This window comes from Acidovorax sp. Leaf191 (assembly GCF_001424425.1).
Classification (GTDB): domain Bacteria; phylum Pseudomonadota; class Gammaproteobacteria; order Burkholderiales; family Burkholderiaceae_C; genus Acidovorax.
Genome location: NZ_LMPT01000019.1, coordinates 1,097,997 through 1,116,406 on the forward strand (window position 1 = coordinate 1,097,997; position 18,410 = coordinate 1,116,406).

The 18,410-nt window shown below is 66.2% G+C and carries 16 protein-coding genes; all 16 read left to right on the forward strand.

All coding sequences use genetic code 11. The annotated features are described in order from the left end of the window. Window positions 1-18: 18 nt before the first annotated feature. Window positions 19-1,662: a 3-(methylthio)propionyl-CoA ligase gene (locus tag ASG27_RS19095; protein ID WP_056419451.1), complete on the forward strand. Its 1,644-nt coding sequence runs from the start codon at window positions 19-21 to the stop codon at window positions 1,660-1,662. Window positions 1,663-1,793: 131 nt separating this feature from the next. Next, on the forward strand, window positions 1,794-3,026 hold the full coding sequence (locus ASG27_RS19100) for a branched-chain amino acid ABC transporter substrate-binding protein (RefSeq protein ID WP_056419453.1): 1,233 nt from the start codon (window positions 1,794-1,796) through the stop codon (window positions 3,024-3,026). Between the two features lie 70 nt (window positions 3,027-3,096). Then, the gene (locus ASG27_RS19105; RefSeq protein WP_056165411.1) at window positions 3,097-4,050 is read left to right on the forward strand and encodes a branched-chain amino acid ABC transporter permease; all 954 of its coding nucleotides are present in this window, start codon (window positions 3,097-3,099) and stop codon (window positions 4,048-4,050) included. Between the two features lie 4 nt (window positions 4,051-4,054). After that, a complete protein-coding gene (locus ASG27_RS19110) occupies window positions 4,055-5,386 on the forward strand; it encodes a branched-chain amino acid ABC transporter permease (RefSeq protein WP_056419455.1) in 1,332 nt (443 codons plus the stop codon). Between the two features lie 2 nt (window positions 5,387-5,388). Next, on the forward strand, window positions 5,389-6,180 hold the full coding sequence (locus ASG27_RS19115; protein WP_056165414.1) for an ABC transporter ATP-binding protein: 792 nt from the start codon (window positions 5,389-5,391) through the stop codon (window positions 6,178-6,180). Between the two features lie 6 nt (window positions 6,181-6,186). Next, window positions 6,187-6,882 carry an ABC transporter ATP-binding protein gene (locus tag ASG27_RS19120; RefSeq protein WP_056419458.1) on the forward strand — a complete coding sequence of 232 codons (696 nt, stop codon included), beginning with the start codon at window positions 6,187-6,189 and terminating at the stop codon, window positions 6,880-6,882. A 440-nt stretch (window positions 6,883-7,322) separates the two neighbouring features. Then, complete coding sequence (locus ASG27_RS19125; RefSeq protein WP_056419460.1) at window positions 7,323-9,422, forward strand: 3-hydroxyacyl-CoA dehydrogenase NAD-binding domain-containing protein; 2,100 nt, start codon at window positions 7,323-7,325, stop codon at window positions 9,420-9,422. A 35-nt stretch (window positions 9,423-9,457) separates the two neighbouring features. Next, window positions 9,458-10,633 (forward strand): acetyl-CoA C-acyltransferase, encoded by a 1,176-nt coding sequence (locus ASG27_RS19130; protein WP_056165419.1) that lies wholly within the window; start codon window positions 9,458-9,460, stop codon window positions 10,631-10,633. 304 nt (window positions 10,634-10,937) lie between these two features. Next, window positions 10,938-11,411 carry a hypothetical protein gene (locus tag ASG27_RS19135; RefSeq protein ID WP_056419463.1) on the forward strand — a complete coding sequence of 158 codons (474 nt, stop codon included), beginning with the start codon at window positions 10,938-10,940 and terminating at the stop codon, window positions 11,409-11,411. A gap of 48 nt (window positions 11,412-11,459) precedes the next feature. Then, window positions 11,460-13,325, forward strand: a complete 1,866-nt coding sequence (locus ASG27_RS19140) for an acyl-CoA dehydrogenase (protein WP_056419466.1) — start codon at window positions 11,460-11,462, stop codon at window positions 13,323-13,325. A gap of 2 nt (window positions 13,326-13,327) precedes the next feature. Continuing rightward, entirely contained in the window at window positions 13,328-13,537 is a 210-nt protein-coding gene (locus ASG27_RS19145; RefSeq protein WP_056419469.1) for a hypothetical protein, read from the forward strand. A 180-nt stretch (window positions 13,538-13,717) separates the two neighbouring features. After that, window positions 13,718-14,509 carry an SDR family oxidoreductase gene (locus ASG27_RS19150; RefSeq protein WP_056165426.1) on the forward strand — a complete coding sequence of 264 codons (792 nt, stop codon included), beginning with the start codon at window positions 13,718-13,720 and terminating at the stop codon, window positions 14,507-14,509. A gap of 174 nt (window positions 14,510-14,683) precedes the next feature. Beyond that, window positions 14,684-15,115: a PaaI family thioesterase gene (locus ASG27_RS19155; protein WP_082493236.1), complete on the forward strand. Its 432-nt coding sequence runs from the start codon at window positions 14,684-14,686 to the stop codon at window positions 15,113-15,115. A 94-nt stretch (window positions 15,116-15,209) separates the two neighbouring features. Then, complete coding sequence (locus ASG27_RS19160; protein ID WP_056419471.1) at window positions 15,210-16,226, forward strand: NADP-dependent oxidoreductase; 1,017 nt, start codon at window positions 15,210-15,212, stop codon at window positions 16,224-16,226. An 11-nt stretch (window positions 16,227-16,237) separates the two neighbouring features. After that, a complete protein-coding gene (locus tag ASG27_RS19165) occupies window positions 16,238-16,711 on the forward strand; it encodes a GNAT family N-acetyltransferase (protein WP_056419896.1) in 474 nt (157 codons plus the stop codon). Further along, window positions 16,708-18,396, forward strand: coding sequence for an acyl-CoA dehydrogenase family protein (locus ASG27_RS19170; protein ID WP_056419474.1), 1,689 nt, complete (start codon window positions 16,708-16,710; stop codon window positions 18,394-18,396). The genes ASG27_RS19165 and ASG27_RS19170 overlap by 4 nt, the downstream gene beginning before the upstream one ends. Window positions 18,397-18,410 lie beyond the last annotated feature (14 nt).

Genomic DNA, 18,410 nt, shown 5'->3' on the forward strand with positions numbered 1-18,410 from the left:
CACATCCAAGGAGCCCCCATGCTGGGTCTGATGCAGAGCCAACCGCTCTTGATTTCGTCGCTGATCGAGTTCGCCGAGCGCCACCATGGCGACGCTGAAATCGTCTCGCGCCGGGTCGAGGGCGACATCCACCGCTACACGTACCGAGACCTCGGGGCGCGTGCGCGCCGCCTGGCCCATGCGCTGGATGCCCTGAAGCTGCAGTTCAGCGACCGCGTGGCCACGCTGGCCTGGAACGGCTACCGCCACATGGAGATGTACTTCGGCGTCTCCGGCTCGGGCCGCGTGCTGCACACCGTCAACCCGCGCCTGCACCCCGACCAGATCGCCTGGATCGTCAACCACGCCGAAGACCAGGTGCTGTGCTTTGACCTGACCTTCCTGCCCCTGGTGCAGGCCGTGCACGCCAAGTGCCCCACGGTGAAGAAGTGGGTAGCGCTGTGCGATGCGGACAAGCTGCCGGCAGACTCCGGCGTGCCAGGACTGGCCAGCTACGAAGAGTGGATCGGCGCCTATGCGCCCGACTACGCCTGGCCCGAGTTCGACGAGAACTCCGCGTCCAGCATGTGCTACACGAGCGGCACCACGGGCAACCCCAAGGCCGCGCTGTACAGCCACCGCTCCACCACGCTGCACGCCTACGCCGCGGCGCTGCCCGACGTGATGTGCCTGTCGGCTCGCGACTCGGTGCTGCCGGTGGTGCCCATGTTCCACGTCAACGCCTGGGGCATTCCGTACTCGGCCGCGCTCACGGGCTGCAAGCTGGTGTTCCCGGGCCCGGCCATGGACGGCAAGTCCATCTACGAACTCATCGAAGCCGAGAAGGTGACCTACGCCGCGGGCGTGCCCACCGTGTGGCAGATGATGCTCGGCCACATGAAGCCCGCGGGCCTCAAGTTCTCCACGCTGCGCCGCACCGTCATCGGCGGCTCGGCCTGCCCGCCCGCCATGATCCATGCGTTCAAGGAAGACTACGGCGTCGAGGTGCTGCACGCCTGGGGCATGACCGAGATGAGCCCGCTGGGCACGCTGTGCACCCTGAAGAACAAGCACCTGGCGCTCTCCAAGGACGAGCAGATGAAGGTCCTGCAAAAGCAGGGCCGCGCGATCTACGGCGTGGACATGAAGATCGTGGGCGGCGACGGGGCGGAACTGCCGTGGGACGGCAAGACCTACGGCGACCTGCTGGTCAAGGGCCCGTGGATCGTGGACAGCTACTTCAAGGGCGAGGGCGGCAACCCGCTCGTCAAGGACGCACAGGGCCGCGGCTGGTTCCCCACGGGTGACGTGGCCACCATCGACGCCGACGGCTTCATGCAGATCACCGACCGCAGCAAGGACGTGATCAAGTCCGGCGGCGAGTGGATCAGCTCCATCGACATCGAGAACATCGCGATGGCGCACCCTTCAATTGCCATGGCTGCCTGCGTGGGCATGCCGCACCCCAAGTGGGACGAGCGCCCCATCGTCGCGGTGGTCAAGCGGCCCGGCACCGAGGTCACCCGCGAAGAGCTGCTCGCCTTCTACGAGGGCAAGACCGCCAAGTGGCAGATCCCCGATGACGTCGTGTTCGTCGAGGCCATTCCGCTGGGCGCCACCGGCAAGATGCTCAAGACCCGATTGCGCGAGCAATTGAAGGATTACAAGCTTCCGGGCCTGTGATGAAGACGGGCCCCGCGCTCGGGGGAGCGCGGGGCCAGTCGCGTGTGCGACGCTGGTAGGGGCAATCCCTGAGCATCGCTTTGTTGCAACGCGGTACGCTGCGTTTTATATATTTACAAGGAGACAAGACCATGAAGTTCGCTATTAAGGCTGTAGCAGCCTCGGTAATCCTGGCAATTGCTGGCGGGGCGTTCGCTCAAAAGGGCGAGACCGTCAAGATCGCCTGGCTCGACCCGCTTTCCGGCCTGATGGCGGCCGTGGGAACCAACCAGCTCAAGAGCTTCCAGTTCATCGCTGAAGAGTTCAACAAGAAGAACGCCGCAGGGGTCAAGTACGAGATCATCGGCATCGACAACAAGCTCAGCCCGCAAGAGACCACCAGCGCGCTGCGCTCGGCCATGGACCAGGGCGCACGGTACGTGGTGCAGGGCAACGGCTCCGGCCCGGCCCTGGCCATCATGGACGCGCTGGAAAAGCACAACGCCCGCAACCCCGGCAAGGAAGTCCTCTTCCTGAACTACGCCGCGGTGGACCCCGACCTCACCAACAGCAAGTGCAGTTACTGGCACTTCCGCCTGGACGCGGACACCTCCATGAAGATGGAAGCCCTGACCACGTACATGAAGGACATGCCCGAGGTCAAGAAGGTCTACCTGATCAACCAGAACTACGCGCACGGCCACCAGGTCGCCAAGTACGCCAAGGAAATGATGGGCCGCAAGCGCCCTGACGTGCAGTTCGTCGGCGACGACCTGCACCCGCTGGCCCAGGTGCGCGACTTCGCGCCCTACATCGCCAAGATCAAGCAGTCGGGCGCCGACAGCGTGATCACCGGCAACTGGGGTTCCGACCTGGCGCTGCTCATCAAGGCCGCCAACGACGCGGGCCTGAACAACGTCAACTTCTACACCTACTACGGCTCGGTCACCGGCAGCCCCACGGCCATGGGCTCGGCCGCCGCAGGCCGTGTGTACATGGTGGCCTACGCCCACATGAACCTGCCCGGCGAGATCAACAAGATCGTGGTGGACTACAAGAAGAAGTTCAACGACGACATGTACACCGGTGCGGTCTACCACGCCTTCACCATGCTGTCCGAGGGCTTTGCCAAGGCCAAGTCCACCGACCCCGTCAAGGTGGCCGCGGTGTTCGAAGGCATGAAGTTCAAGAGCTTCAACGGCGAGGTCGAGATGCGCAAGACGGACCACCAGCTGCAGCAGGGCCTGTTCATCTCCAAGTGGGAGAAGGCCGGCGGCAAGTACCCGCTCGATTCGGAGAACACCGGCTACACCTTCGTGCCCGTGAAGTACTACGAGCCCTATGTGGCCAGCACGCCCTCCTCGTGCCAGATGAAGCGTCCGTAAACCCTGCGCAATCGCTTCGAGGCCCGAGCCACTCGGGCCTCTTTTTTTACCCCTGCAGTGAAAAATTCCAATGAATACTGAGTTTTTCGTGATCTCGCTGCTGAACGGCGTGAGCTACGGGCTCCTGCTGTTCATGCTCAGTTCGGGCCTCACGCTGATCTTCAGCATGATGGGTGTGCTCAATTTTGCGCACACCAGCTTCTACATGCTGGGAGCCTATTTCGCGTTCACCATCTCCGGACTGGTGGGCTTCTGGCCGGCGCTCGTGATTGCGCCGCTGGTGGTGTTTGCACTGGGTGCCGCGTTCGAGCGCTATTGCCTGCGCCGCGTGCACAAGTTCGGCCACGTGCCGGAGCTGCTCGTCACGTTCGGGCTCTCGTACCTCATTCTGGAAGTGGTGCAGCTCGTGTGGGGCCGCTCGACGGTGCCCTACGGCCTGCCCACGCAACTGCAGGGCCCCCTGTTTTCGCTGTACGGCACGCAGTTCCCCAAGTCGCGCTCGTTCGTGATGCTGGTCGCGCTGCTGATGCTGGTGTCGGTGTGGCTGCTGCTCACCCGCACGCGCATTGGCCTGGTGATCCAGGCGGCGCTCAAGTACCCGCACATGGTGGAGGCGCTGGGCCACAACGTGCCGCGCGTGTTCATGCTCGTGTTCGGCGGCGGCGCGGCCCTGGCGGGCCTGGCGGGGGTGATCGGCGGCAACACCTACGTCACCGAGCCCGCCATGGCGGCGTCGGTGGGCTCCATCATCTTCGTGGTGGTGGTGGTGGGCGGCATGGGCTCGCTGGCGGGGGCCTTCCTCGCGTCGCTGCTCATCGGGCTGGTGCAGACCTTTGCCGTGGCGCTCGACTACTCGCTCATCCATGTGTTCAAGGCGGTGGGCGTGGCCGTCACCGACCAGACCTTCGGCTACCCGCTGCTCAAGCTCACCATCTCGCAGGTGGCGCCCATCCTGCCGTACCTGTTCCTCGTGCTGATCCTGATCTTCAGGCCCAAGGGCCTGCTGGGCACGCGGGAGGACTGAAGCCATGAATTCCAATTCGACACTTACCACCACTGGCTCCGGCGCCAGCTCTTACTACCGGTTCAAGCCCTGGAACGTGGGCCGATTCGTCATCTGGACGCTGTTCGCCGCCATGCTCATCGTCGCGCCTATGCTGTTTCGCAGCAGCCTGGCGCTGACGATGCTGTCGCAGATCGGCTACCTGATCATCATCTGCCTGTCGTACAACATCCTGCTGGGGCAGGGCGGCATGCTGAGTTTCGGGCATGCGGTCTACACCGGGCTCGGCTCGTTCATCGCCATCCACGCGATGAACATGGCCACCAAGGGCACGGTCAACATTCCGCTGGTGCTCATCCCGCTGGTGGGCGGCCTGGCCGGCGCGTTCTTCGCCATCATCCTGGGCTTCGTCACCACCAAGAAGTCGGGCACCACGTTCGCCATGATCACGCTCGGTATCGGCGAGCTGGTGGCGTCCATGGCGCTGATGTTCCCCGAGTTCTTCGGCGGCGAAGGCGGCATCACCACCGACCGCACGTACGGCAAGGCCTTCTTCGGCCTGAACTTCGGCTCGGGCATGCAGGTGTACTACCTGATCGCGGCCTACTGCTTCGTGTGCACCGCGGCGATGTTCGCCTTCACCGGCACGCCGCTCGGCCGCATCCTGAATGCGGTGCGCGACAACCCAGAGCGCGTGGAGTTCATCGGCTACAACACGCAGCGCGTGCGCTACTTCGCGTTCATCATCGCGGGCTTCTTCGCGGGCATCGGCGGGGGCCTGGCCACCATCAACTTCGAGATCATCACCGGCGCCGACAGCCTGAGCGTGATCCGCTCGGGCGGCTACCTGCTGTTCACCTTCCTGGGCGGGGCCACGTTCTTCTTCGGGCCCATCATCGGTGCGGTGCTGCTGGTGCTGGCCTCGGTGCTGCTGTCCGAGCTGTCCAAGGCCTGGCTGCTGTACCTGGGCCTCGTGTTCCTGTTCATGGTGATGTATGCGCCCGGCGGCATCGCCAGCCTGATCATGATGAACCTGCGCCTGGCCAAGTACGGCAAGCTGCGCCAGTTGGGCACTTCGTACCTGGCGCTGGCCGGCACCGCGCTGGTGGGCGTGCTGGGGGCGGCCTGCATGATCGAGATGACTTACCACCTGCAACTGAACGCGGCACTCGGGCCGGAGCTGACCTTCCTGGGCGCCACGCTCAACGCCAAGGGCTTTGCCAGCTGGTTCGGCGCCATCTTCGTGATGGTCACGGGCTTCGGGCTGTTCGAGCTGTGCCGTCGCCAGTTCCTGCGCCAGTGGGGCACGATCCAGGAAGAAATCGAACACCACATCAAGCGTACGGAGGCGCTGTGAACATGGCCGCTGACAACGCAACCCCTGCCTACGCCCTGGAACTGCGCGACCTGCGCAAGAGCTTTGGCAAGACCGAAATCATCCGTGGCGCCAACCTGGTCGTGGCTCCTGGCGAGCGCGTGGCCATCATCGGGCCGAACGGCGCTGGCAAGTCCACGCTGTTCAACCTGATCAGCGGGCGCTTTGCGCCCACCAGCGGCGACGTGATCCTGAACGGCCAGCGCATCAACGGCCTGGCGCCGTACGAGATCAACCGCAAGGGCCTGTCGCGCAGCTTTCAGATCACCAACATCTTCCCCAAGCTGAGCGTGTTCGAGAACCTGCGCTGCGGCGTGCTGTGGAGCATGGGCTACAAGTACACGTTCCTGCGCTTCTTGTCGAACCTGCACGACGCCAACCAGCGCGCCAAAGAGCTCATGGAGATGATCAAGCTCGACAAGAAGCGCGACACCCTGGCCATGAACCTCACCTACGCCGAGCAGCGGGCGCTGGAGATCGGCATCACCATCGCGGGTGGCGCCAACGTGATCCTGCTGGACGAGCCCACGGCCGGCATGAGCAAGAGCGAGACCACACGCTTCATCCACCTCATCAAGGAAGTGACCGAAGGCCGCACCCTGCTGACCGTGGAGCACGACATGGGTGTGGTGTTCGGCCTGGCCGACAAGATCGCGGTGGTGGTCTATGGCGAGGTGATCGCCTTCGACACCCCCGACAAGGTGCGCGCCAATGCGCGCGTGCAAGAGGCCTACCTGGGCTCCGTCGTGGCCGATGAGCAAGGCGCGGGACACTGACTGACTATGCTGAAAATTGACAACCTCCACGCCTACTACGGCAAGAGCCATGTGCTGCATGGTGTGAGCTTCGACGTCCAGCCCGGCGAGATCGTGGCGCTGCTCGGGCGCAACGGCTCGGGCCGCTCGACCACCGCCAAGGCCATCATGGGCCTGGTGGACTGGGAGGGCACGCTCGAATGGAAGGGCCAGGCCCTGAACGGCAAGAAGGCCTACGAGATCGCCCACCTGGGCCTGGGCTATGTGCCCGAGAGCCGCGACGTGTTTCCCAACCTCACGGTGCACCAGAACCTGCTGCTGGGCCAAAAGGGCAACGGCAAGGGCAGCCGCTGGTCGTTCGACGACATGTACGAAATGTTCCCGCGCCTCAAGGAGCGCCAGCACACCGAGGCGGGCGTGATGTCCGGCGGCGAGCAGCAGATGCTCACGCTGTGCCGCACGCTGATGGGCGACCCGGACCTCATCATCATCGACGAGCCCACCGAAGGCCTGGCGCCCAAGATCGTCGAGCTGGTGGGGCAGTACCTGCAGACCATCAAGGCGCGCGGGATTTCGGTGCTGCTCATCGAGCAGAAGCTCACCATCGCGATGAAGATCTCGGACCGCGCGCTGGTGATGGGACACGGCTCCATCGTGTTCCAAGGCACGCCGGACAGCTTGCGGGCCGACAACTACATCCGCAAGGAATGGCTGGAGGTTTAGCAGAGCGATCCCCCTGAGGCGCTGCGCGCCCCGGTGCAGCCGCCAGAGACGGCAGCCCTTCGTGCCGTCCAATCCTGCGCAGGCAGGCTTGGAGCCGCGGCACTCAGCCCCTTCTCTCGAATCGCTGCGCGATTCGGGAAGGGGGACGCAGCCCTCGCTGCGGGGCGGCCCTTGCTTGGCTGCGCTGGCCTCGGGGCGCGCCAGTTGCAAAGATCCGGGGCACGGCGGACGCACTGGAATGCGTGCCGCTAACCCGCGATCCACAGAGGCGCCCGGTCTTCAGTGGCGCCTCTTTTTTTGCCAGCATGAATCTACTCGTCAGGGGATATCTGAAACCCCCTTGTCCCGCCCGGGACAAATTGACACGCCAAACCGTTTCGAAGCCCCTACAATAAAAACGCACGATCGTTCTTTTTCACTCTCCAAGGAACAACAGCACCATGACCGCTGAATACAAAGTCCACGGCTCCGTTGCCGTGATCACGCTGGCAAACCCTCCCGTCAACGGGCTGGGCCTGGCCACCCGCCAAGGTATCGTGGACGGCCTGGCCCGTGCCAATGCCGATGCAGCGGTCACATCCATCGTCATCACCGGCGCCGGCGGCGCCTTCTCGGGCGGTGCGGACATCAAGGAATTCGGCACCGACAAGTCGCTGCAGGAGCCCAACCTGCTGTCGGTGATCCTCGCCGTAGAAAACTCGGCCAAGCCGGTCGTGGCCGCCATGCACACCGTCGCCATGGGCGGCGGCCTGGAGCTGGCGCTGGGCTGCCACTACCGCATTGCCGCACCTGGCTGCTCGATTGCGCTGCCCGAAGTCAAGCTGGGCCTGATCCCCGGCGCGGGCGGCACGCAGCGCCTGCCGCGCGTGATCGGCGTCGAAGCCGCGCTCAACCTGATCGTGAGCGGCGAGCCCGTCAAGAGCGAACTGATCGCCGGCGTGCCCGGCCAGAAGCTGTTCGACAAGCTGGCCGCATCGCCCGAGTCGCTGGCCGAAGAAGCCCTGGCGTTCGCCCAGAGCGTGGCCGATGCGCGCCCGCTGCCCCTGGTGCGCAATTTCCCCTGCAAGCACCCTGAAGGCGACGCGTACTTCCAGTTCGCGCGCAACATGGTCAAGGGCATGGCCAAGAACTTCCCCGCGCCTGCCAAGTGCGTGGATGCGGTCGAAGCGGCCACCAAGAAGAAGTTCGCCGAAGGCATGCTGGTCGAGCGCGAGATCTTCATCAACCTGATGTGGACCCCCGAGTCCCGCGCCCTGCGCCATCTGTTCATGGCAGAGCGTGCCGCGAGCAAGATCCCTGACGTGCCGTCGGACACCCCCAAGCGCGACATCAAGCTGGTGGGCGTGATCGGTGCGGGCACCATGGGCGGCGGCATCGCCATGAACTTCCTGAACGCCGGCATCCCCGTCAAGATGCTGGAGATGAAGCAGGAGGCCCTGGACCGCGGCATCGGCACCATCAAGAAGAACTACGAAGCGCAGGTCAAGAAGGGCAAGCTCAAGGAAGACAAGTACGCCCAGCGCATGGCGCTGCTGTCCACCACGCTCAGCTACGACGAGCTCAAGGACTGCGACCTGATCATCGAAGCCGTGTTCGAAGAGATGGGCGTGAAGGAAGCCGTGTTCAAGCAGCTGGACGCCGTGGCCAAGCCCGGCGCCATCCTGGCGTCCAACACCTCCACGCTGGACGTGGACCAGATCGCCAACTTCACCCAGCGCCCGCAGGACGTGGTGGGCATGCACTTCTTCAGCCCTGCCAACGTCATGAAGCTGCTGGAAGTGGTGCGTGGCAAGGCCACCGCCAAGGACGTGCTGGCCACCGTGATGGCCGTGGCCAAGAAGATCAAGAAGACCGCCGTGGTCTCGGGCGTGTGCGACGGCTTCATCGGCAACCGCATGATCGAGCGCTACAGCCAGCAGGCCGGCTTCCTGCTGGACGAAGGCGCCACGCCCCAGCAGGTGGACAAGGCCATCGAGAAGTTCGGCTTTGCCATGGGCCCGTTCCGCATGGGCGACCTGGCCGGCAACGACATCGGCTGGGCGATCCGCAAGCGCCGCTACAGCGAAAAGCCCGACATGAAGTACAGCAAGACCGCAGACCTGCTGTGCGAGCTGGGCCGCTTCGGCCAGAAGACCGGCGCAGGCTGGTACGACTACCAGGCCGGTAAGCGCGATGCGATCCCGAGCGATGTGGTGAACAAGATGATCGAAGAGCACCGCAAGACCCTGGGCACGGCGCCCCGCAAGATCTCCGACGAGGAAATCGTGCAGCGCCTGGTGTTCGCCCTGGTGAACGAAGGCGCGCACATCCTGGAAGAGGGCATTGCCAGCAAGTCCGGCGACATCGACATGGTGTACCTGACCGGCTACGGCTTCCCCATCCACCGCGGCGGCCCGATGCACTATGCCAGCGAAGTGGGCCTGTTCAACGTGGTGCAGGCGATGAACCGCTTTGCCCAGAACCCCATGGACGACGCCAACGCCTGGAAGCCCGCTCCGCTGCTGGCCAAGCTGGCCGCCGAAGGCAAGGCCTTCCAATAAGCCCGCGCCACCGTTCACCGATTAAAGGATTTCCCATGACCTCCGCAGTGATTGTCTCCACCGCCCGCACGCCGCTCGCCAAGAGCTGGAAGGGCTCCTTCAACATGACCCATGGCGCCACGCTGGGCGGCCACGCCGTGCAGCATGCCGTACAGCGCGCAGGCATCGACGGCGCCGATGTCGACGACGTCATCATGGGCTGCGCCACGCCGGAAGGCGCCACGGGCAGCAACATCGCGCGCCAGATCGCGCTCAAGGCCGGCCTGCCCATCACGGCGTCGGGCATGACGATCAACCGCTTTTGCTCGTCGGGCCTGCAGACCATCGCCACCGCGGCCCAGCGCATCATCGCCGGCGAAGCCGACGTGTACGTGGCGGGCGGTGTGGAAAGCATCTCCTGCGTGCAGCAGGAGATGAACCTGCACATGATCCAGGACCTGGCCCTGGCCAAGCAAAAGCCCGAGATCTACTGGAGCATGCTGCAGACCGCCGAACAGGTGGCCAAGCGCTACAACATCGGCCGCGATGCGATGGACGAATACGGTGCCGCCAGCCAGCAAAAGGCCTGCGCAGCCCAGGCCGCCGGCCTGTTCGATGCCGAGATCGCGCCCATCACCGTCACCGCCGGCATTGCCGACAAGACGCTGGGCCTGATCACCAAGCAGGTCACAGTGAGCAAGGACGAGGGCACGCGCGAAGGCACGACCAAGGAAGGCATCAGTGGCATCCGCCCCGCGCTGCCCGGGGGCGTGATCTCGGCCGGCAATGCCAGCCAGTTCTCCGACGGCGCAGGCGCCTGCGTGGTGACCAGTGAAGAGTACGCCAGCAAGAAGGGCCTCAAGCCCCTGGGCCGCTTCCTAGGCTTTGCCGTGGCCGGCTGCGAGCCCGACGAAATGGGCATCGGCCCGGTGTTCGCCGTGCCCAAGGTGCTCAAGAAGCTGGGCCTCACCGTGCAGGACATCGACCTGTGGGAGCTGAACGAGGCTTTCGCCGTGCAGGTGCTGTACTGCCGCGACAAGCTGGGCATCCCGGCCGACCGCCTGAATGTGAACGGCGGCGCGATCGCCGTGGGCCACCCCTACGGAGTGTCGGGCCAGCGCCTCACGGGCCACGCGCTCATCGAAGGCAAGCGCCGCGGCGCCAAGAAGGTGTGCGTGACCATGTGCATCGGCGGCGGCATGGGTGCTGCCGGCGTCTTCGAGGTGTTCTGACCGATAGCGTTCCGGCGCTCTGCCGGCATGCGCACCGGGCCGGCCTTGCCCAAGGCCGGTCTGTATAAGGGGCTTGCATACATGGCCGCCGAGCGCGTGCGGGTGGCGGGTCTCTGAATGCGGCAGGGCCATGGATGCAGTGACAGGGGGTTGAGAAGAAGGCGCTACAAATTGTTGCCTTGTGGGGGCGCGCAAACCCCAGCGGCGGCACCGGCGCGCGGCAGAATCCGCCGCGGTTGCTGGCGCCCCAGGGTGCCGGGCCGTCTCCGCCTTTCTTCGTTTTCTTCCTTTCACCGGTTTTCCCATGCGTCGCACAACTTCACTTCGATTTCTCACCGCACTCTCCGCGCTGGCCGTGGCCTGCGGTGCCCACGCACAGAGCTTCAAGCTCCAGCAGCCGCTGGAGGCCGACGCCGACGTGGTGCTGCAGGAGATCGTGCTCGACGCCAAGCAGACCCGCGTCACCCTGGTGGTGAAGAACAGCACCGACGAGGCCTTCGAAGCCTGCGCGCAGCCCACGGGCTCGCCCGATGCCTTCACGCTCAAGGACCTGGACAGCGGTGCGGTGCTGCCGCAGCGTGCGATCAGCGGCCTTACGCTGTGCAACGTGAAGATGGACACGGTCAAGCCTGGCCGCACCAAGTTTCTGAAGATCACTTTCCCGCCGCTCCCGGCAGGTGCCACGCGCCTGCAGCTCGGAGAGGCCAGCTGCCAGCCCAAGCCCGATTCGGACATGGAGTACTGGTGTTTCAAGAACATCGCGCTGCCCGCCCGCTGATCCTCGCGCCGGCGAGGGGGCAGGGCATGCAGCATTCAAGGAGACCTCATGACCCTGCGTTCCACGCTCGACTTTTTGCTGTACGACTGGCTGGAGGCCGAGAGCCTCTCGGCCCGCGGCCGTTTCGCTGACCATTCGCGCGAAACCTTCGACGCGGTACTGGACACCTGCGAGCGCATCGCGCGCGAGAAGTACGCGCCGCACAACCGCACGGTGGACATCGAGGAGCCGCACTTCGACGGCGAGAAGGTCATCCTGCCCCGGGCGACGTACGAGGCCCGCAAGGCCTACGCCGAATCGGGCCTGCTGTCGGCCGCGCAGGACTATGACATCGGCGGCATGCAGCTGCCTTACACGGTAGAGGCGGCGGCCAACAGCTTCTTTGCGGTGGCGTCGATCAGCATCGGCTCCAACCTTCTGACCTCGGGCAACGCCAACCTGCTGATGGCGCACGGCACGGCGCTGCAGAAAGAAGTCTTCGCACTCAACGAGTTCAACGGCCGCTGGTCGGGCACCATGTGCCTGTCCGAGCCGCAGGCGGGCTCGTCGCTGTCGGACGTGGCCACGCGCGCCGTGCCCGATGGCAGCGACTTCGAAGCCGACCCGCTGGGCGCGCGCTATCGCCTCACGGGCAACAAGATGTGGATCAGCTCGGGCGACCACGAGCTCACCGAGAACATCGTGCACCTGGTGCTGGCCAAGATCCCGGGGCCGGACGGCAAGCTCGTGCCCGGCACGCGCGGCATTTCGCTGTTCATCGTGCCCAAGAAGATGGTCGATGTAGAGGGCCAGCTGACCGGCGAACGCAACGACGTGGCGCTGGCGGGCCTGAACCACAAGCTGGGCTGGCGCGGCACCACCAACACGCTGCTCAATTTCGGCGAGGGCAAGTTCCCGGTGGGCGGGCAGGCCGGCGCCGTGGGCTACCTGGTGGGGCAGCCGGGCAAGGGCCTGCACTGCATGTTCCACATGATGAACGAGGCGCGCATCGGCATCGGCATGGCGGCCACCATGCTGGGCCTGGCGGGCTACTACGCCAGCCTGGACTACGCCAGGAACCGCCCGCAGGGCCGCCCGGTGCAGGGCGCCAAGGACGCGGCAGGCGGTGCCCCCGCCGCCGTGGTCAAGGACGCCGCGCAGCCGCAGGTGCGCATCATCGAACACGCCGACGTCAAGCGCATGCTGCTGGCCCAGAAGGCGTATGGCGAAGGCGCGCTGGCGCTCAACCTGTTCTGCGCCCGTCTGGTGGACGAGCAGCACACGGGCGACGCCGCCGCGGCCGACGAGGCCCGCCTGCTGCTCGAAGTGCTCACCCCCATCGCCAAGAGCTGGCCCAGCGAGTTCTGCCTGGAGGCCAACTCGCTGGCCATCCAGATCCACGGCGGCTACGGCTACACGCGCGACTTTCCGGTGGAGCAGTACTGGCGCGACAACCGCCTGAACATGATCCACGAGGGCACGCACGGCATCCAGGCCATGGACCTGCTGGGCCGCAAGGTGCTGATGGAAGGCGGGCGCGGCCTCACGCTGCTGGCCGGGCGCATCAACGCCACCATCGAGCGGGCGATCCAGGTGCCCGCGCTGGCCGCGCATGCCAACGCGCTGGGCGCCGCCCTGCAGCAGATCGGCGCCGCCACCAAGGCCGCGTGGGCCACGGGCCAGCCGGCCGATGCGTTGGCCAATGCCGTGCCGTACATGCAGGCCTTCGGCCACACGGTGCTGGCCTGGGTCTGGCTGGACCTGGCGCTGGCGACGCTGGCCGACGACGCCGTGCTGGCACAGCCCGCCAGCGTGGGCCGCATGGGCGCCATGCGCTATTTCTTCCACTACGAGCTGCCCAAGATCGGCGCGTGGCTGCAGGTGGTGAGCACCCGCGATGCGACGTGCGCCAGCTTTCCTGAAGAGGCGTTCTGACCATGGCCACACCACGCGCACTGCAGCGCCTGCACCAGCTCATCTGGGCGCTGATCTACGGCGGCTTGCTGGTGCTGGTGCTGGGCATCGCCACGGCGCGCACGGACGATGCGCTGGGCTGGACCCTCATCGCCGTCGGCGGGGTGGCTGCCGTGGTGGGGCTGGTGCTGATCGGCGTGCGCTCGCGGCTGCGGGCAGATGCTGCGCCATGACGCGGTCAGCGCCCTCTGCATGCCGTGGCCCCATCCGCGACACTCCCGCGACATGGCACCTCCGCGTTGCATCGCACAATCATTGCGTGACTTGATTTCATGTGCCGGATGGCCGCACGCCCGCAGGGCGGGCCGTTCGCACCCTGACTGCAGACCCACAAACCCAAGGAGACACACTTCATGACCCGCACCATCCAGCAACTGTTCGACCTGACCGGCAAGACCGCCCTCGTGACCGGAGGCTCGCGCGGCCTGGGCCTGCAACTGGCCCATTCGCTGGGCGAGGCGGGCGCCAAGATCGTGCTCAGCTCGCGCAAGGCGTCCGACCTGGAAGAAGCCACCGCCGACCTGCAGGCCGCCGGCATCGACGCGCGCTGGATCGCCGCGGACTGCTCCAACGAAGCCGACATCCGCCGCCTGGCCGACGAAACCCTGGAGCGCCTGGGCCACGTGGACATCCTGGTGAACAACGCCGGCGCCGCCTGGGGCGCCCCGGCCGAAGACCACCCCGTGGACGCCTGGGACAAGGTGATGAACCTGAACGTGCGCGGCTATTTCATCCTGAGCCAGCACATCGCCAAGCACAGCATGATCGCGCGCCGCAGTGGCAGCATCATCAACGTGGCGTCCATCGCGGGCCTGGGCGGCAATCCCAAGGGCATGAACACCATCGCTTACAACACGTCCAAGGGCGCGGTGATCAACTTCACCCGCGCGCTGGCGGCTGAATGGGGCAAGTACAACATCCGCGTCAACGCCATCTGCCCGGGCTTCTTCCCGAGCAAGATGACGGTGGGCACCCTGAAGGCCATGGGTGAGGAAGCCCTGGCCGCGCACGCGCCGCTGGGCCGCCTGGGCGACGACGAGGACCTGAAGGGCCTGTGCGCGCTGTATGCGTCGGATGCGGGCAAGCACATCACCGGCCAGTGGCTGGCAGTGGACGGCGGTGTGAGCATCGTCACTGGAGGCTGATGGCCCCGGCTGCACGCCCGCCCGGCGTGCAGGCCGGAGCAGGCGGAGCAGGCGGAGCGGGGAGTTTGGGCAGTGTGGGCAGTGCACCCGATGCCCTCGCCATGCCCGTGGTTGTGCCGCCGAGGCAGTGCGAAGGCGTATGCTTTTGCCTCCCTACAAAAACTGGAGTTACCTGTGCTGAAATTTGGTGTCGAGATTCCCTTTGTCAGCCACCTCGGCTTCACCCTGCACCGCATGGAGAAGGGCGAATCCGAGCTGCGCTACGAAGCCAAGCCCGAGCACCTGAACTCATTCGACGTGACCCACGGCGGCGCGTCGATGACGCTGCTGGACGTGACCATGGCCACGGCCGCGCGCAGCGAGACCCCCGACATGGGCGTGGTCACCATCGAGATGAAGACCAGCTTCATGCAGCCCTCCCGCGGCCCGCTGGTGGCCAAGGGGCGGCTCATCCACCGCACGGCCACCATGGCATTCACCGAAGGCACGGTGTACGACGCGCAAGGCAAGATCTGCAGCCACGCCACCGGCACCTTCAAGTACGTCAAGCGCCTGCCGGTGGACGGCCGCAGCGTCAATGGCCTCAAGGTGATTTCCACCGACTGAGTCCGCCCGAAATTCAAGTAAAAATGGCCGCTACCGCTTGATAGATAAGCGCTGGCAGCTATAAAAATAGTAGCAAACGTTCAAGGAGCTCCCCATGCCACGCAATCAGCAAATCGTTCTCGACAACCGTCCCCAGGGCGAGGCCGTGGCCAGCAACTTCAAGCTGGTCGCCACGGACACGCCTGCGCTGCAGGACGGCCAGGTGCTGGTGCGCCACCACTACCTGAGCCTGGACCCGTACATGCGCGGCCGCATGAACGAGAGCAAGAGCTACGCCGCGTCGCAGGGCCTGGGCGAGGTCATGATCGGCGGCACCGTGGGCGAGGTGGCCGAGAGCCGCCACCCCAAGTACGCCGTGGGCGACAAGGTGGTGGGCATGGGCGGCTGGCAGGAATACAGCGTGGTCGACGCCAACGCCCCCGGCGCGCTGCGCAAGGTGGACACGGCCCACGTGCCGCTGTCGCACTACCTGGGCGCGGTGGGCATGCCCGGCGTGACGGCCTGGTATGGCCTGGTCAAGATCATCGCCCCCAAGGAAGGCGACACCGTGGTGGTGAGCGCCGCCACCGGCGCCGTGGGCAGCGCGTTTGCCGCGCTGGCCAAGGCGCGCGGCTGCCGCGCGGTAGGCATTGCCGGTGGTGCTGAAAAATGCAAGTACGCCGTAGAGGAACTGGGCTTCGACGCCTGCATCGACTACAAGCAGCACAGCGACGTCAAGGCCATGTCCAAGGCGCTCAAGGAAGCCTGCCCGAACGGCATCGACGGCTATTTCGAGAACGTGGGCGGATGGATCATGGACGCGGTGATGCTGCGCATGAACGCCTTCAGCCGCATCGCCCTGTGCGGGATGATCGCCGGCTACGACGGCGCGCCGCTGCCCATGGCCAACCCTGCGCTCATGCTCATCAACCGCATGAAGGTCGAAGGCTTCATCGTGAGCGAGCACATGGAAGTCTGGCCCGAGGCCCTGAAAGAGCTGGGCACGCTGGTCGGCACCGGCAAGCTGCGCCCGCGCGAGACCGTGGCGGACGGCATTGCCGCCGCACCCGAAGCGTTCCTGGGCCTGCTCAAGGGCAAGAACTTCGGCAAGCAGCTCGTGAAATTGATCTGAGCATGGGCATGATGGAAACCAGCAACCCGTCGCCCCACCTGCGCTGGACCTGGGCCCGCTTCGACGACCTGGGCGTGCACGCGCTGCACGACGCGCTGGCCCTGCGCTGCAAGGTGTTCATCCTGGAGCAGGGCCCCTACCAGGACCCGGACGGCGCCGACAAGAAGTCGCACCACCTGCTGGGCTACGACGACGCTGGCGTGCTGCAGGCCTGCCTGCGCGTGGCAGACCCGGGTGTGAACTACGCCGAGCCATCCATCGGCCGCGTGGTCACCGCCAAGGAGGCGCGCGGCAACGGCACGGGCCGGGCGCTCATGCAGGAGGGCATCGCCCGCTGCACCGCGGCGTGGCCGGGCCACGGCATTCGCATCAGCGCCCAGGCGCACCTGCAGCGCTTCTACGGCAGCCTGGGTTTTGTCACGGTGTCGGACGAGTACCTCGAAGACGACATCCCCCACGTCGAAATGCTGCGGAGCCCGTCATGACGACAACCGCACCTGCCGCCGGCCTGGTCCGTACCCACGACGTGTTCAACCAGAGCACGCCCTGGGCGGATGTGAACCTGTTCACCACCAACCAGCCGCTGCAGGATGCGCTGCGCCTGCACAGCCCCGCGCTGCCGCTGGCCGGCCTCACGGCCCTGGGCGCAGAGATGGGCTCGGCCGAAATGCAGACCCACGCGCGCCTGGCCAACACGCACAAGCCGCAGCTGCACACCCATGACCGCTTCGGCCACCGCACCGATGTGGTGGAGTTCCACCCCAGCTACCACGCGCTGATCGGCGCGGCGCTGCGACACGGCCTGCACGCCACGCCCTGGTCGCGCACGGGTGCAGCAGCGGCGTACGCCCACACCGGGCGGGCCGCCGGCTTCATGCTGTTCACCGAGGCCGAGCCTTCGGTGCTGTGCCCGGTCTCCATGAGCTATGCGGTCACGCCAGCACTGCGCGGCAACACCGCCGTGTGGGCCGATTGGAGCGCGGGCCTGGCCAGCACGCAATACGACCCGCGCCTGGCCTTGTTCTCGCAAAAATCCGCGCTCACCATGGGCATGGGTATGACCGAGAAGCAGGGCGGGTCGGACGTGCGCGCCAACACCACCCAGGCCGTGGCCGACGGCGAGGATGCCTGGGGCCCGCGCTACCGCCTGACGGGCCACAAGTGGTTCTTCTCGGCGCCCATGTGCGATGCCTTCCTGGTGTTGGCGCAGGCGCCCGGCGGGCTGACCTGCTTCTTCCTGCCGCGCGTGCTGCCGGACGACCGCAACGGCGTGCTCAACAGTATCCGCATCCAGCGCCTGAAGGACAAGTTGGGCAACCACGCCAACGCCAGCTCCGAGGTCGAATTCATCGACGCGAACGCCTGGCGCGTGGGCGACGAAGGCCGCGGCGTGGCGCAGATCCTGGAGATGGGCACCATGACGCGGCTGGACTGCGCCCTGGGCACCAGCGGCCTCATGCGCCAGGCGCTGACCATCGCGCTGCACCACACGCGCCAGCGGTCGGCCTTTGGCAAGAAGCTCATCGAGCAACCCCTCATGCGCAACGTGCTGGCCGACCTGGCGCTGGAGAGCGAGGCCGCCACCGCACTGTCCATCCGCCTGGCCAGCGCCTTCGACAAAAAGGCCACCAGCGAGCACGAGGCCGTCATGGCCCGCCTGCTCACGCCCGTGGCCAAGTTCTGGGTGTGCAAGCGCGGCAGCGTGTTTGCGCAGGAGGCCATGGAATGCCTGGGCGGCAACGGCTACGTGGAAGAGGGCGGCGAAGGCACCATGGCCCGCATCTACCGCGAGATGCCGCTCAACTCCATCTGGGAAGGCGCCGGCAACATCATGGCGCTGGACCTGCTGCGCGCCGTGCGCCGCGCCGACACCGCCGCGGCCCTGGCCGACGAACTGGCCCCCGCGCGCGGCGCCCACCCGGCGCTCGACCGCCTGGCCAGCGCGCTGCCCCTGCGCGTGGACGCGATGACCACCGAGGCCGAGGCCCGCCGCCTGGCGCAGGACGTGGCCCTGGCCGTGCAGGCCGCGCTGCTGTACCGCAGTGCACCCGGCGCCGTGTTCGGTGCCTTCTGCGATTCACGCCTCGCCGGCGACTGGGGCTACAGCTTCGGCACGCTGGGTGCGGGCGTGGACCTGGACGCCATCTTGGCCCGCGCGCTTCCGATCTGATTCACCCCACAGAA